The organism is Mesorhizobium sp. P160187, from assembly GCF_057766425.1.
The window spans coordinates 1,399,944-1,414,314 of record NZ_JBYMDX010000003.1; the positions used below are offsets into that span (position 1 = coordinate 1,399,944).

The window sequence follows — 14,371 nt, forward strand, 5'->3', positions numbered from 1 at the left end:
GATTTTTCAAACGTCGAGCGTGTTTTGCCGGCACGCCTTCCGATTGCCCGTTTTTTTGCTCCCGACCCCTGGACTATCGCGGACCCTACCATTGGCATAACGCAATGTCTTTGACGATTCAGCCGGGCCAGCGACCTCATTTCGAAGAAATCCCGGTCAAAATTCGATGATGAGACGAATCCTTGCGTTGTTGGCGGGTTTCGTTTTTTAGCCACATTCCGTACTGACCAGCTGCAACATGGGTTACTTCCCGGCTTATGGCGGTGGATGCCTCGCCCAACGCGCTAACCTTTCGCTGACTGGTTTGCCAAGAGGTCCCGCTCTGGGTCCAAGTCCTGGTCTCGGTGGATGATCGGCAGCCTACCGTATCACTTAACCACAAAACCGTGCGCGAACGGATCGCGGTCGTCGATGAAGATGGTGTTCAGGCCGGTCATCCGCGACCAGCCGCCGATCGAGGGAATGATGGCCGGCTTGCCGGCAACAGTGACGTCCCTCTCGACCTTGCCCTTGAACAGCGAGCCGATGATCGATTCGTGGACAAAACTGTCGCCGGCCTTGAGCTTGCCCTTGGCATGGAGCTGCGCCATGCGCGCCGAGGTGCCGGTGCCGCAAGGTGAGCGGTCGATCGCCTTGTCGCCATAGAAGACGGCGTTGCGTGCGTCGGCCCCCTCCACTGTCGGCTCGCCCGTCCACAGCATGTGGGACAGCCGGTTGATGCCGGGGTTTTCCGGATGCACGAACGAGTACTTCTCGTTAAGCCGCTGCCGCACCACAGGGCTCCAGGCGATGAAATCGCCGGCGGAATAATCAGCCATGTCGCGAAAATTCGCCTGCGGCTCGACGATTGCGTAGAAATTGCCGCCATAGGCGACATCGACAGTGATCTCGCCAAGCTGCGGGCAGTCGACCGTCAGTCCCTCGGCATAAAGGAAGGACGGTACATTGGTGATGCGCACCTCCTCCACATAGTCGCCGACTTGCTTGTATTCGGCGATGACCAGCCCGGCCGGTGTGTCGAGCCGGAGCACGCCGGGTGTCTTCGGCTTGATCAGCCCATGTTCGATGGCCATCGTCACCGTGCCGATCGTGCCGTGGCCGCACATCGGCAGGCAGCCCGACGTCTCGATGAACAGGATGGCTATGTCGCAATCCTCGCGCGTCGGCGGATAGAGGATCGAGCCCGACATGACATCGTGGCCGCGCGGCTCGAACATCAGCCCGGTGCGGATCCAGTCATACTCCGCCAGGAAATGCGCCCGCCGCTCCATCATCGTCGACCCCTGAAGCAAAGGGCCGCCGCCGGCGACCAGCCGCACCGGATTGCCGCAGGTATGGCCGTCGATGCAAAAGAAGGATTTTTTGGCCATGATTTCCTCGAACTCAAAACCGTTGCGGGCTGAAGGGAGCAAGATCGATCGGCGAAGTTTGCCCGAGAACAAGATCGCGGATCAAGCGGCCGCTGGCCGCCGCCTGGGTCAGGCCGAGATGGCCATGGCCAAAGGCGTAGACGACGTTGGACGCGGTTCGCGCCGTGCCGATGACGGGCAACGAATCCGGCAGCGACGGGCGATAGCCCATCCATTCGCGGCCACGTGACGCGTCCAGCCCCGGAAGAAATTGTCTGGCTTTTTCCAGCATGGCCTTCGAGCGCGCAAAATTCGGCGGCCGGTCGAGACCGCCCAACTCGACGGCGCCGCCGACGCGCAAGCCCGTCTCGAGTGGCGTGATGACGAAGCCATGGCCGGAAAAGATCAGCATCCGCTGCACGTCGAAAGCGGTCTTCGGCAGTGTCGTGTTGTAGCCGCGCTCGGTTTCGAGCGGGATGGTGTCGCCAAGCGCCTTCGCCAGCAGATGCGACCATGCCCCGGCGGCCACGACAAGATGTCTTGCCTGCCTGGTCGTGCCGTCCGTCAGCGTCAGCGTCGCGCCATCAGGATTGGCGGCGACGCGCTCTATGCGAGCCTTTTCGAAACGCGCGCCCAGCCTTTCGGCATAGGCCCACACCCCCTTGCCGAGCAGTTTCGGATCGGCGACGGTCTTCCAGCCCGGCACGAAGGTGCCCTTGATGAAGCGCGGCGACAGTCCCGGCTGCAGCCGCGCCAGTTCGTCGCCTTCGACATGGCGAAAGCCGATGCCGAAGCGCTCGCGCGCCGCCCAGCCCGGCAGCCCGGCCCGAAATTCGGCCTCGCTTTCATAAAGCTCCAGCGAGCCGTCCTCGCGCAGCATCAGCCGCGTGCCGGAACGGTCGAGCAGGCCCATCCATTCAGCCTCGGCGAGCTTCATCATGCCTGCCTGAGCAGCAAGGCTCGCCTCATATTTTTCTGGTGCGCCAGCGCGCCAGAAGCGCAACAGCCAAGGCAACAGCTTCGGCAAGTAGGCCGGCGGGATGCTGAGTGGCCCGAGCGGATCGGCAAGCCATTTCGGCAAGTGCCGCATCATGCCCTTATGCGCCAGCGGCAGCACGTCGGAGAAGGCGAAGGCGGCGGCATTGCCGGAGCTCGTCTCCTCGCAGATGCCGGTGCGGTCGAAGACCGTGACGCTGCGCCCGGCCTCGGCCAGCATGGCCGCCGCGCAGATGCCGACAATGCCGCCACCGACAATGGCGATATCTACCCCTTCTCCCCGTTCACGGGGGTGAGGAGTGGTCCGCGAAGCGGTGGAAAAGCCGACTGCTTGGCTTTCCGAACGACGAACGCCCGGAGCGCCAGCGAAGGGCTGCGGGGCCCGAAGGGCGGATGAGGGGCGGCGGCCCTCCTCTGTGTCCCTGGAATTTCCTTGCACGTCGGCGCTGCCCCTCATCTGGCTGCCGCCATCTTCTCCCCGTGCACGTGCACGGGGAGAAGAAAGCCTTCAGAACTGCGGCAGCTTCGGCCGTACCGCCAGCGCGTCCTTGACGATCTTCTCGACCGCTTTGCGGCGCTCGCCCGACAGCGGCTGGCGCGGCATGCGCACGCGGTCATTTGTGTCGATCGCGAGCACTTCGGCAAGCTTGATGTTTTGGACCAGATAGGTCGAGACATCGAGATCGAGCAGCGGCCGGAACCAGCGGTAGATCGAAAGCGCCTCCTCGCGGCGGCCCTGCTTCATCAGCTGGTAGATGGCGACGGTCTCGCGCGGGAAGGCGACGACCAGACCCGCCACCCAGCCGATGGCGCCCACCGACAGCGCCTCGAAGGCGAGATTGTCGACGCCGGTGAACAGATCGTAGCGGTCGCCGAAGCGGTTGATGATCTCTGTCGAGCGGCGGATGTCGTCGGAGGACTCCTTGATGGCGACGAAGCGCTTGTCGGCGGCCAGTTCTTCCATCTGGTCGACGGTGACGTCGACGCGGTAGGCGAGGCGGTTGGAGTAGATCATCACCGGCAGGTCGCCGGCCTGAGCGACGGCGCGCAAGGCGGCGACCGTCTCTTCCGGGTTGGTGTGATAGATCGGGCTCGGCACCACCATCAGGCCGTTGGCACCCTCCTTTGCGGCGCGCCTGGCGATGCTCGCCGCCTCGCGGGTGCCCGCCTCGTTGACCGTCAGCAGCACCGGCTTGTTGCCTGCAACTTTCTGGGCAGTCTTCAGCACCTCGATCTTCTCGTCATGCGACAGCATCGGCCCTTCGCCGAGCGAACCGCAGACGATGATACCGTCGCAGCCTGCCTCCATCTGCAAAGCAAAGCAGCGCTCCATCTCGGCATGATCGAGGCGGTCGTCATCAGTAAACTTGGTCGTGACGGCGGGGAAAACTCCGGTCCACATGATCGTCTCTCCATCTGATATATCAGCCGTATATCTATTTGAAAACCGGCTGTCAACGCGGAATTCGTTATGATATATGTAAGATATATCAGGAGCCCACCTTTGATATCCAGTGAGACAGCATACCCCGAGCCGGTCGCCGCCAAGGCCTACCATGTACTCGAGCATATGATCGTGACGTTGGAACTGGCGCCGGCGAGCTTTGTCACCGAAGGCGCCCTCATCGAGAAGCTGGCGCTAGGACGCACGCCGGTGCGCGAAGCGATCCAGCGCCTCGCCTGGGAAGGACTGCTGGATGTCAGGCCACGCGCCGGCATCGCCATTGCCCCGCTTCATCCCGGCGACTGGCTGCGCGTGCTGGATGCCAGGCGCGGCGTCGAGGTGGTGCTGGCGCGCTCGGCCGCCCGCTTCGTCACCCGTGAGGCCGCCGACCTGTTTCATGAGGCAGCCCTTGCCATGCAGAAGGCCGTCATCTCGGGCAATGTGCTGGCCTTCATCCAGGCCGACAAGGCGCTCGACGAGGCCTTGGCGATGGCCGCCGACAACCCGTTTGCGGCCCGTCTGGCCGCGCCCCTGCAGACCCACAGCCGCCGCTTCTGGTTCCGCTACAAGGCCGACACAGGACTGGCCGAATCGGCTGAGCACCACGTCGCGCTAATCCGCTCGATCCTGGCTGGTGACGAAGAGGCTGCCGCCAAGGACGCCAAACGCCTTATGGCACTGCTGCGCGGCCATGCCGAAGTGGCCGCCACACGCTGAACTCCGTCTCTGCTCCAGACTTCCGGCCGGTTCTTTTATCAGGTGCCCGGCAAGACTGCTGCCATAGCCGCCCCGTCCCAGCCTTCGCCAGCCGTGATGATGCAGCTTTGGCCGCGTGTGTCGGTGGCCAGGATGGTCCAGGTGCCCTGGTCGGAGACGAAGATCTCAAGCACCACATTTGGGTTCACCAGGCCACGAGCGGCTTGGTTTTCGTGGAACTTCTCGCCGAGCGCCTTGACCAGGTCGGTCCGCGCCGCGCATTGATCGGCTTTAGCCTGGGCGATGCCGGACATCGCGAACACCGCAAAGAACATCGCCGCCACAAGACGTCGTGTCATCTGACACCTCCTTGCGCCAGACGAGAACCCCGGCTGCTACCGGCGCTATTTTGATGGCCTGCACCACGGCAGGAATGCAATTTAAGGCAGATGACCGGCTCTTGGTTCCATCGCTTGAACGTGATGGCCAATGTCGGTTTCGTACAAAGAAAGGCCCGGGACGTTGAACCCAGGCCTTCTTGCCGATCTTCGAAATCGTCCGGTCAGTTCATCGTCGGGATGACGAACTCGGCACCGTCCTTGATGCCTGAGGGCCAGCGCGAGGTCACCGTCTTGGTCTTGGTGTAGAAGCGGAACGCGTCCGGACCATGCTGGTTGAGGTCGCCGAAGGACGACGCCTTCCAGCCGCCGAACGTGTAGTAAGCGATCGGAACTGGGATCGGCACGTTGATGCCGACCATGCCGACCTGGACGCGCGAAGCAAAATCACGAGCAGCATCACCGTCACGGGTGAAGATGGCCACGCCATTGCCCATCTCATGATCGTTGGCGAGCTTGATGGCGCTCTCATAGGTCGGCGCACGCACCACCGACAGCACCGGACCAAAGATCTCTTCCTTGTAGATGCGCATGTCAGCGGTCACATTGTCGAACAGGCAGCCGCCCATATAGTAGCCATCCTCGTAGCCCTGCATGGAGAAGCCGCGGCCATCGACGACCAGCTTGGCGCCTTCCTTGACGCCGGTGTCGACATAACCCTTGACGCGTTCCAATGCCTGCGCCGTCACCAGCGGGCCGAAATCGGCGGACGAATCCGTCGACGGGCCGACCTTGAGGCTTTCGACACGCGGGATCAGCTTTTCCATCAGCCGGTTGGCGGTGTCGTTGCCGACGGGAACGGCAACCGAGATCGCCATGCAGCGCTCGCCGGCCGAGCCGTAGCCGGCGCCGATCAGCGCATCGACCGTCTGGTCCATGTCGGCGTCGGGCATGATGATCATGTGGTTCTTGGCGCCGCCGAAGCACTGCACGCGTTTTCCCGCCGCCGTGCCGCGCGAATAGATGTAATGCGCGATCGGCGTCGAGCCGACAAAGCCGATAGCCTTGATATCAGGATCGTCGAGGATGGCGTCGACGACGTCCTTGTCGCCATTGACGACGTTGAGGACGCCAGCCGGCAGGCCAGCCTCGAGGAACAGTTCGGCGATGCGCATCGGCACGCCAGGGTCACGCTCGGAAGGCTTCAGGATAAAGGCGTTGCCGCAGGCCAGCGCCGGGGCAATCTTCCACAGCGGGATCATGGCCGGGAAATTGAACGGGGTGATGCCGGCAACGACGCCAAGCGGCTGGCGCATCGAATAGACATCGATGCCGGGGCCGGCGCCGTCGGTGAACTCGCCCTTCATCATGTGCGGCGCACCGATGCAGACTTCGACCACTTCGAGGCCGCGCTGGATGTCGCCCTTGGCGTCGGCAATGGTCTTGCCGTGCTCGCGCGCCAGGAGATCGGCCAGTTCGTCATAGTCGCGGGCAACCAGTTCCAGAAACTTCATCAGCACGCGCACACGCCGCTGCGGGTTGGTCGCAGCCCATTTGATCTGTGCTTCCTTGGCATTCAGGACAGCCGCACGCAGTTCCGCCGGCGAAGCCAGCGCCACCGTGCCGCGCACCGAGCCGTCCATGGGCTGCATGACGTCCTGCTTGCGCCCGCTGGTCCCGGCGACATGCTTGCCGCCGATGAAATGACCGTATTCGATCATGGTTTCTCTCCCTGAGTTTGTGATGAAGCATTCAACGCCTTTGCAGGCGCGAAGGCAACGCGAGGGGAAACGCAACCGTTGTGCAAGAAATAGACAACGAAGGACGAGTGTGCATTAATTGCCGCAAATTACAGATTGCTGAAAGGCCCGAAGGTTGCGCTCCGTCACACCCCCCTCTGTCCTGCCGGACATCTCCCCCGCAAGGGGGGAGATCAGATGTGGCCGCCGCCTTCGCAAATCTTCAACGCAGCAAAAGAGACGCAGGTGGCGGAGCTGCCAATCTCCCTCCTTGCGGGGGAGATGGCCGGCAGGCCAGAGGGGGGTGGGCGGGAACGCCGCGTTCGCCGCTAGCCCGGACCACCCCCATGAACTGGGATGACGTCCGCATCTTCCTCGCCGTGGCCCGCGCCGGGCAGATCCTTGGCGCCGCCAAGCGGCTGGAACTCAATCACGCCACCGTCTCGCGCCGCATCGCAGCGCTTGAGGATGCGTTACGCACAAAACTGTTTCGCCGGCTTACCACCGGCAGCGAGCTGACGCCGGCCGGCCAGCGCTTTCTCGACATTGCCGAGCGTATGGAAGCCGACATGATCGCCGCGCGCTCCGCCGTGTCGGGCGAAGGCGACGATATCTCGGGCACCGTGCGCATCGGCGCGCCCGACGGGTTTGGCGTTGCATTCCTCGCCACGCGTCTTGGCGCGCTGACCGCGCTGCACCGCGAACTCACCATCCAGCTGGTGCCGGTGCCGCGCTCCTTCTCGCTGTCGCGGCGCGAGGCCGACATCGCCATCACCGTCGAGCGGCCGAGCGAAGGCAGGCTGGTGGCGGGAAAGCTGGTCGACTACACACTCGGCCTGTTTGCCTCGCGCGCCTATGCGCAGGCGCACGGCTTACCCGAGACCGCTGCCGAACTCGGCCAGCATACGCTGATCGGCTATGTCCCAGACCTGATCGTCAGCCCGTCGCTCGACTATGCGGCAGAGTTCAGCCCGGACTGGCGCACCAGCTTCGCCATCTCCTCAGCGCTGGGCCAGGCCGAAGCGGTGCGGTCGGGCGCTGGCATCGGCATCTTGCACACGTTTGTCGCCCGCTCGATGCCGGAGCTGATCCCCGTCGACATCGTGACGCCGATCCGCCGCGCCTACTGGCTGGTCTATCATGAATCGGTCCGGCCGCTGCGCCGCGTGCAGATCGTCGCCAACTTCATCACCAAGGCGGTCGAGAGAGAGCGCGGGCTGTTTGTCTGATGGCCGCACCGCCTTGCCCTCGCCACAAAATCGGCCAGTGTGGCAACAAGCGCGATGTCGCCTATCATTAAGGATTGGCTGCGCCGGGTGGGACACTTTTTTGCAAAGCTGGTGCGGATCAAAATGCGAGCGGTGCTCGCCATCTTGCCGCTTGTCGCGCTTTCCGCCTGCGCCAATCCATGGACCGAAGTTCCGGAAGCCGAATTGCCCAAGCCGGTCCGCATCGCAATGGCCCGCCCGTCGCCTTTCGTCTTCGGCAATTACTGCGGTCCCGGCACCCGCACCGGCGACCTCTCGGCTCGCCCTGTCAATCGCCTCGACAGCGCCTGCCAAATCCATGACGCCTGCTACATCGCGCGCCATAATCATTGCGACTGCGACGGCGCGCTCGTCGCCTCGGCAAAGGCGATCCGTGATGACAAGACAGCGCCGAAAAAGGAGCGCGGCGAGGCCGAGCTTTTGATCGCCACTTTCGCACTTCCCGTCTGCAAGGTCTTTCCGCAAGGCTTTATGCCGCCGCGCGACCCGGCTGAGCTGAAGACGATGAACGGGGCCACGGGATGAACCGCGCCATCTGCCTGGCTCTGGCCGGGCTGGGGCTGGCGGCCCTTGCCGCTTGCGCCGCCCCGATCCGGCACAGCTGCGATTTCTTCCCCGATGCGAAGGATTGCGGCCGGCCGTCGGTATCGGCCGGCACGCCCGGACCGCAGACTGCAGCAGCAGCGTTTTTCGGCGATGCCGGTGCCAGCGACTATGAAAGGCAGTTTCTGGCGCTGCTCGCCCACAACCAGATCGGCGCCATCGACAGGGCGAACGGCACCGGTCCGTTCGGCCATGACCGCCACGCCATCGCCAACCGCGATTTCCAGGCCACCTACCGGACGCTGGAACAGCTGGCGAAGCCGGTTAGCGCCGAACAGATGCCGGCAGGTAGGGGCACCGGCGAAGGCCATTTCAACGGCCGTTGGCGCGTGTCGCGGCAGACGCTCTATGTCAACGCCGCCGCGCGGCCCTCCGCGCCAAAGACGTTCAGCTTTTCCGGCCTGCAGGCGCGCTCGATCGAGATCGTGATGCGCCAGGCGGGAAAGCAGCCGGTTGAGATATCGGGCGGCTGCGACGGGGCGCTGGCGATTCGCGCCGGCGGTGGCTCGCGCAGCGTGGCGAGCGGTGCCGCCTTCCGCCTCCGCCTGTCGGCCGGGCAAACCGCCAGCATGTTCCCCAGCGATGGTTTGAACCGCTGCAGCCTCAAGCTCAGCTCCAGCCTGGCGCCGGCAGGCGCCCCGCTCACCATCCTGCGCGAAGAGGTTGCCTATCCGGCGATAGCCGCGCTCGACAGCCGCTACGAGCGTTGTCCAGTGCCCGATCCATCCGGCCTGGATGAACTCGCCCGCGTCTTCTATGCCGGCCGCTGGCTGTCGCAGACTTGTTCGCTGCCGCTCGGGTCACCGCGCCTGTTACGCAAGTCGCGCGACGGTTTCAATGCCAAGGTCGAAGCGCTGCTCGGCGCGCCTTTACCCGACAGCGCCTTCGACAAGGCCGACCCCGAACTGCCGCTCGATTTCTCGCGCGCGCCGAAACTCAAGCTGGTCTATCTGTCGTCGCTGGAGTTCAAGGCCGATTTTTCCGGCCGCGTCATCGAGCGGCTGATCCGCCATCACGCAGGCCTCGGCACCAAAGTGCGCATCATGGTCACAGACGTGCTGGAGCGCGACAAGGACGACGCTCTGCTGCACCGGCTGGCGGCCGATTATCCCAATGTCGAGTTGCAGGAATATCGCTGGCGGGCCGACCACGGCGCGCCGGTCGACGAGCAGCTGTCGCAGCTGCACAAGACCCATCACGTCAAGATGCTGGCGACACTTGCCGAGGATCCCGCCCGCTCGCGCGTCATCATCGGCGGCCGCAACATTCATGACGGCTTCCTGTTCCACAAGCCGATCGACTTGTCGCGCCACCCGAACCTGGAGCAATACGGCAAGACCGACGGCCTCTCGCTCAACTACTATTCGAACTGGAGCGATTTCGACATCGAGTTTGCCGACCCGGCCACGGTCGAGACGCTGGCCGCGCATCTCTCGACATTGTGGCTGCGCGACGCCGACACCAACATCGCAAGGCCCTTCTCCATTCCGGTGCGCTCCGATAGCCGGCGCCCGCCGGGCACGGTGCGCCATTTCATTTCCGTGCCCTACGAGGACAACCATGCGCTCGAGACCTATTTCGTCGAGCTGATCGACACTGCCCGGCACCATATCGAGATCGTCAATCCCTACCTTAATCTGACGCCGAAGCTCAGCCTGGCCATCGAGCGGGCGCTGGCGCGCGGCGTCAGGATCGACATTGTCGGCCGCATCGACCTCAAGGGCGATATTGGCGGCAAGCTGCTGACCGCGCTCAACAAGCTGTTCGTCGAGAAATATGGCGACCGCATCAACATCCGCGAATTCAAGGCGCCCAATGTCGTGCTGCACTCCAAGATCATGATGATCGACGAAAGGCTGGTGACGATCTCGTCGGTCAATCTCAACAACCGCAGTTTCTTCCACGATCTGGAGAACGGCATGACGGTGCTCGACCCTGCCTTCTACGCCAGGATGCAGCCGGTCTATGACGACTATGTCGCCCATTCGAACCCGGTATCGACCAAGGTGACGATACCGTGGGCCTACCGATGGCTGTTCTCGAAGGGTTGGGTGAAGGAGGCGTTTTGAGGGGCTGGCGAGGCTGAAGGAATGCCGTTCTGTAGCGATCCTTTACACCCCTCTGTCCGGTAGGACAGAGGGGGTGCTGGCCCGCCAGCTTTAAAAAGCACCCCTACCTCAAATACCGCTCCGGCCCCAGCTCCCGCACATCGATATCAGGCACCTTGCTGGAGATGATGTCGGACAGCACCTTGGCCGAGCCGCAGGCCATGGTCCAGCCAAGCGTGCCGTGCCCGGTGTTGAGATAGAGGTTGGAGAACTCGGTGCGGCCGACCAGCGGCGGCCCGTCCGGCGTCATCGGCCGCAGCCCGCACCAGAAGGACGCCGCCTTGAGGTCGCCGCCATCCGGGAACAGATCGCCGACCGAATGTTCGAGGGTGCGCCGGCGCGATTCATGCAGCCTGAGATCGAAGCCGGAAATCTCCGCCGTGCCGCCGACGCGGATGCGGTCGCCGAGCCTGGTGATCGCCACCTTGTAGGTTTCGTCCATTACCGTCGACACCGGGGCGGCGACCGCGTCCTTGATCGGAACGGTGATCGAATAGCCCTTGACCGGATAGACCGGGATCGGGCGCCTGAGCAGGCGCATGAAGCGCGCCGAATAGCTGCCCAGCGCCAGCACATAAGCGTCGGCCGCGCGCGAGCGCTGGTCGGTGCCGACGCTGACGATGCGATTGCGGTTCTTGGAGAAGCGCCGGATCTGCGTACCGTACTCGAACGTGACGCCGCGCGCCACGCAGAGCTCGGCCAGCCGATCGGTGAACATCTTGCAGTCGCCAGTTTCGTCGCCGGGCAATCTCAGCCCGCCGACAAACTTTTCCCGCACGCCGGCCAGCGCAGGTTCGGCGCCAATGCAGCCTTCGGGATCGAGCAACTCGTAGGGAACGCCATATTTCTTCAGCACCTCTACATCGCCGCCGGTGCCGTCGAGCTGCTTTTGCGTGCGAAACAGCTGCAGCGTGCCCTTGGTCCGCTCATCATAAGCGATGCCGGTCGCCTCGCGCAGCGCCTTCAGCGTGTCGCGGCTGTATTCGGCGAGCGGCACCATGCGCGCCTTGTTGATGGCATAGCGATCCGCGGTGCAATTGCGCAGCATCTTGATGAGCCATGTCCACATATACGGATCGAAGGCCGGCCGCACCACCAGCGGGCCGTGCTTCATCAACAGCCACTTGATTGCCTTCAGCGGAATGCCGGGGCCGGCCCAGGGCGAAGCATAGCCCGGCGAGATCTCGCCGGCATTGGCGAAGCTGGTTTCCAGCGCCGGCCCTTTCTGGCGGTCGAACACCGTCACCTCGTGGCCGGCCTCAGCGAGATAATAGGCAGTGGTGACCCCGATAACGCCGCCGCCCAACACGAAGATCTTCATCGCATCACTCTCCACGACGACTTCCGTCAGAGGGCCGCCGCCTCCTGTCTGCCGGATTCTGCGGCGTCCGCCAAGGGGCGGCGTGTCGCGGCTCTATTCGTTGATATAGCGGCGGTGGAAGCGGGGGCCGAGACTGGTCAGGATTTCATAACCGATCGTGCCGGCATGACCGGCGGCGTCATCGACGCTCTGCGAGGGGCCTAGGAGTTCGACAAGGTCGCCCTCGCGCAGCCGGCCGGCCGGCAGGGCCGAGATGTCGAGTATGATCGAATCCATCGACACCCGCCCGACGAAGGGCAGTCGCACGCCGTCGAGCCAGGCAGCCGAAGCCGCGCGCCGGTGCCAGCCATCGGCATAGCCGAGCGAGATCGTGGCCGCGCGCAAGGGACCGCTGGCCAAAAACGCATGTCCGTAGCCGACGCCCGCGCCCTTATCGATGCCGCGTGTCTGGATGATCTTTGCCTCGAGCCGCACCACCGGCAGCATCGGGTTCGCCTCATCAGGCGTCGGATTGATGCCGTAGAGCGCAGCGCCCGGACGCGCGAGGTCGTACTGATAGCGCGGCCCAAGAAAGATGCCGGAGGAATTGTCGAGCGACGCCGGCGCCTTGGGCAGCATTTTGCGCAGCCGTTCGAACTCTTTGAGCTGCGCGTCATTGGCCGGATTGCCCGGCTCGTCGGCGCGGGCCAGATGGCTCATGACGAGGACGACATCGACGCCGGCGAAAGCATCGGCCGTAAGCGCCTCGACCTCTGCCGGCGCCATGCCCAGCCGCGACATGCCGCTGTCGACCTGGATGGCGGCCTTGAGCTTGCGGCCGGCCTTTTGGCCTGCCTCGCTCCACGCCTTCAGTTGCCCGGTGCTGTTGATGACGGGAACAAGGTCGGCGGCCACCGCTTCAGGTTCCGAGCCCGGCGGCAGGCCGTTCAGCACATGGATTTCCAGCTTCGGTCCGAGTGCGTCGCGCAGCGCGACACCCTCGGTGAGATGCGCGACAAAGAAGCTGTCGCAGCCTTCGGCAACCAGTGCCGCCGCCACTTGCCGCGCGCCGAGCCCGTAACCGTCGGCCTTGACGACGCCGGCGCAGCGCGCGCCGCCGAGCTTTGCCTTCAGCCGCCGGTAATTCTCCCTGACCGCGCCGAGATCGATGGTGAGAATGGCGCCGGCCGCCGCTTCGCTGATGGTATCTTTGGCTTTATGCATCGCAGATCCGACGAAGTCGGCGCTGCCCCTCATTGTCCTGCCGGATATTTCTCCCCGGCCCTGTACGGGGAGTTGAAGAGCGGTCCGCGTAAGGCGGACGAAAAGCCAACTGCTTGGCTTTTCGAGTGACGAAAGCCGGCAGGCAGGTGAGGGGCAGCCCATACGCTGCGCTAAGAGGCCATTGCCCGGCGTCGTTCATATGGATCTCGTGGCTGCGGGTGTCCCGATCAATAAAGCACGAATCAGGTGCCGTGCGAACCGTCACATCCAGCTAGGCAAGATGACGGAACGTCGCCACCACATCCTCATAGACGTTGCGTTTGAACGGCACTATCAGATCGGGCAGGTCCTGCATTGGCCGCCATGCCCATTCATCGAATTCGGCGGTGTGGCCGCCGGGCGGCGGATTGATCTGGATCTCGCTGGCCTCGCCGTGAAAGCGGTAGGCGAACCATTTCTGCGTCTGGCCGCGATAACGCCCCTTGAGGGCTATGCCGACCAGATCGGGCGGCAGGTCGTAATTGATCCAGTGCGGCGCCTCGGCCAGCAGCGTGACCGAGCGCATGCCGGTCTCTTCATAGAGCTCGCGCCCGGCCGCCTGCAGCGGCTCCTCGCCCTCGTCGATGCCACCTTGCGGCATCTGCCAGAGCTGCGTGGTGCCGGCGAATTCGCTGTCCGGCTCGGCGATGCGGTGCCCGACCCAGACCAGCCCGTCGCCATTGAGGATCATCAGCCCGACACAGGGGCGGTATGGCAGCGTCTCGGGGTCGATCTTTTTAGCCATCGGAGTTTAAAGCCGTTCTGAGATTCGCTCCGGCGAGGCAGTGGCGAATGATTTCGAGAACCGGAGCGGAGCGTACTCAAAGTAGGCTTGCCCCGGAAGCGGAAAACTTGGGTTCGTTCCAGTCACTGCCACCCGGCCCCGTTGCCGCCGTTGCGGTCGAATGGCAGAGTAATCCCATGAAAAATATTCAAATCATCGACGGCGCCTTGAACGCAACCTTCAGCGTGTTCGAGGCAACAGAGGAGGAGTACGCCGCCATCTTCCCGGATGGAAGAGACATGGAACTGGCCGAAGATTTATTTGAGCGGCTTGGTGAAGACGAGGCAGGTCGCGTGCTGGCGCCGCTTTGGGGTCGTCCCATCCTGAAACGCGATGTGCTCGGAATCCACGGCACCCTGTTCTACAACAACGAATATCGGCGGAGACACATCCCGCAATCAAAGCGCGAGGTCGACTGGGATGATGGTTCAATCAATCAGGCCCAGAGAGAGCTCTTTTCTCGGCATCGTTGAAAATCGCCAC

At 63.7% G+C, this 14,371-nt stretch carries 13 protein-coding genes; 5 read left to right on the forward strand and 8 right to left on the reverse strand.

What is annotated here, in order from left to right; translation table 11 throughout:
• Window positions 1-368: 368 nt before the first annotated feature.
• From AC3CCE_RS10215 to AC3CCE_RS10225, 3 genes are read right to left on the reverse strand one after another with little or no spacing between them, the layout of a single operon-like run.
• Entirely contained in the window at window positions 369-1,370 is a 1,002-nt protein-coding gene (locus AC3CCE_RS10215; protein WP_031355703.1) for a 4-hydroxyproline epimerase, read from the reverse strand.
• A gap of 13 nt (window positions 1,371-1,383) precedes the next feature.
• On the reverse strand, window positions 1,384-2,802 hold the full coding sequence (locus AC3CCE_RS10220) for an NAD(P)/FAD-dependent oxidoreductase (protein ID WP_352623766.1): 1,419 nt from the start codon (window positions 2,800-2,802) through the stop codon (window positions 1,384-1,386).
• Window positions 2,803-2,853: 51 nt separating this feature from the next.
• Window positions 2,854-3,747 carry a dihydrodipicolinate synthase family protein gene (locus AC3CCE_RS10225; protein ID WP_352623768.1) on the reverse strand — a complete coding sequence of 298 codons (894 nt, stop codon included), beginning with the start codon at window positions 3,745-3,747 and terminating at the stop codon, window positions 2,854-2,856.
• A gap of 69 nt (window positions 3,748-3,816) precedes the next feature.
• Here AC3CCE_RS10225 and AC3CCE_RS10230 point away from each other — a divergent pair, with 69 nt between their 5' ends.
• Complete coding sequence (locus AC3CCE_RS10230; RefSeq protein ID WP_352623770.1) at window positions 3,817-4,506, forward strand: GntR family transcriptional regulator; 690 nt, start codon at window positions 3,817-3,819, stop codon at window positions 4,504-4,506.
• A gap of 38 nt (window positions 4,507-4,544) precedes the next feature.
• Here the strand turns inward: AC3CCE_RS10230 and AC3CCE_RS10235 are convergent, their stop codons facing one another.
• Both AC3CCE_RS10235 and AC3CCE_RS10240 read right to left on the reverse strand, forming a co-directional pair.
• Window positions 4,545-4,844: a hypothetical protein gene (locus tag AC3CCE_RS10235; RefSeq protein WP_023668710.1), complete on the reverse strand. Its 300-nt coding sequence runs from the start codon at window positions 4,842-4,844 to the stop codon at window positions 4,545-4,547.
• Window positions 4,845-5,047: 203 nt separating this feature from the next.
• Complete coding sequence (locus tag AC3CCE_RS10240) at window positions 5,048-6,544, reverse strand: CoA-acylating methylmalonate-semialdehyde dehydrogenase (protein ID WP_023698411.1); 1,497 nt, start codon at window positions 6,542-6,544, stop codon at window positions 5,048-5,050.
• A gap of 365 nt (window positions 6,545-6,909) precedes the next feature.
• On the opposite strand from AC3CCE_RS10240, the gene AC3CCE_RS10245 reads away from it, so the two are divergent.
• The 3 genes from AC3CCE_RS10245 (at window position 6,910) to AC3CCE_RS10255 (ending at window position 10,502) form a co-directional block, all read left to right on the forward strand.
• On the forward strand, window positions 6,910-7,791 hold the full coding sequence (locus AC3CCE_RS10245) for a LysR family transcriptional regulator (RefSeq protein WP_023693153.1): 882 nt from the start codon (window positions 6,910-6,912) through the stop codon (window positions 7,789-7,791).
• 123 nt (window positions 7,792-7,914) lie between these two features.
• Entirely contained in the window at window positions 7,915-8,355 is a 441-nt protein-coding gene (locus AC3CCE_RS10250; RefSeq protein WP_023737897.1) for a phospholipase A2 family protein, read from the forward strand.
• Entirely contained in the window at window positions 8,352-10,502 is a 2,151-nt protein-coding gene (locus tag AC3CCE_RS10255) for a phospholipase D-like domain-containing protein (RefSeq protein ID WP_352623773.1), read from the forward strand. The genes AC3CCE_RS10250 and AC3CCE_RS10255 overlap by 4 nt, the downstream gene beginning before the upstream one ends.
• Window positions 10,503-10,605: 103 nt before the next feature.
• On the opposite strand, the gene AC3CCE_RS10260 is transcribed toward AC3CCE_RS10255, so the two are convergent.
• The 3 genes from AC3CCE_RS10260 to AC3CCE_RS10270 form a co-directional block, all read right to left on the reverse strand.
• A complete protein-coding gene (locus tag AC3CCE_RS10260; protein ID WP_023668705.1) occupies window positions 10,606-11,862 on the reverse strand; it encodes a D-amino acid dehydrogenase in 1,257 nt (418 codons plus the stop codon).
• A gap of 93 nt (window positions 11,863-11,955) precedes the next feature.
• Entirely contained in the window at window positions 11,956-13,065 is a 1,110-nt protein-coding gene (alr, locus tag AC3CCE_RS10265; RefSeq protein WP_352512189.1) for an alanine racemase, read from the reverse strand.
• Window positions 13,066-13,336: 271 nt separating this feature from the next.
• Complete coding sequence (locus AC3CCE_RS10270; protein ID WP_023824279.1) at window positions 13,337-13,849, reverse strand: RNA pyrophosphohydrolase; 513 nt, start codon at window positions 13,847-13,849, stop codon at window positions 13,337-13,339.
• 47 nt (window positions 13,850-13,896) lie between these two features.
• Here AC3CCE_RS10270 and AC3CCE_RS10275 point away from each other — a divergent pair, with 47 nt between their 5' ends.
• The gene (locus tag AC3CCE_RS10275) at window positions 13,897-14,361 is read left to right on the forward strand and encodes a hypothetical protein (protein ID WP_245260086.1); all 465 of its coding nucleotides are present in this window, start codon (window positions 13,897-13,899) and stop codon (window positions 14,359-14,361) included.
• The last annotated feature ends 10 nt before the right edge of the window (window positions 14,362-14,371 follow it).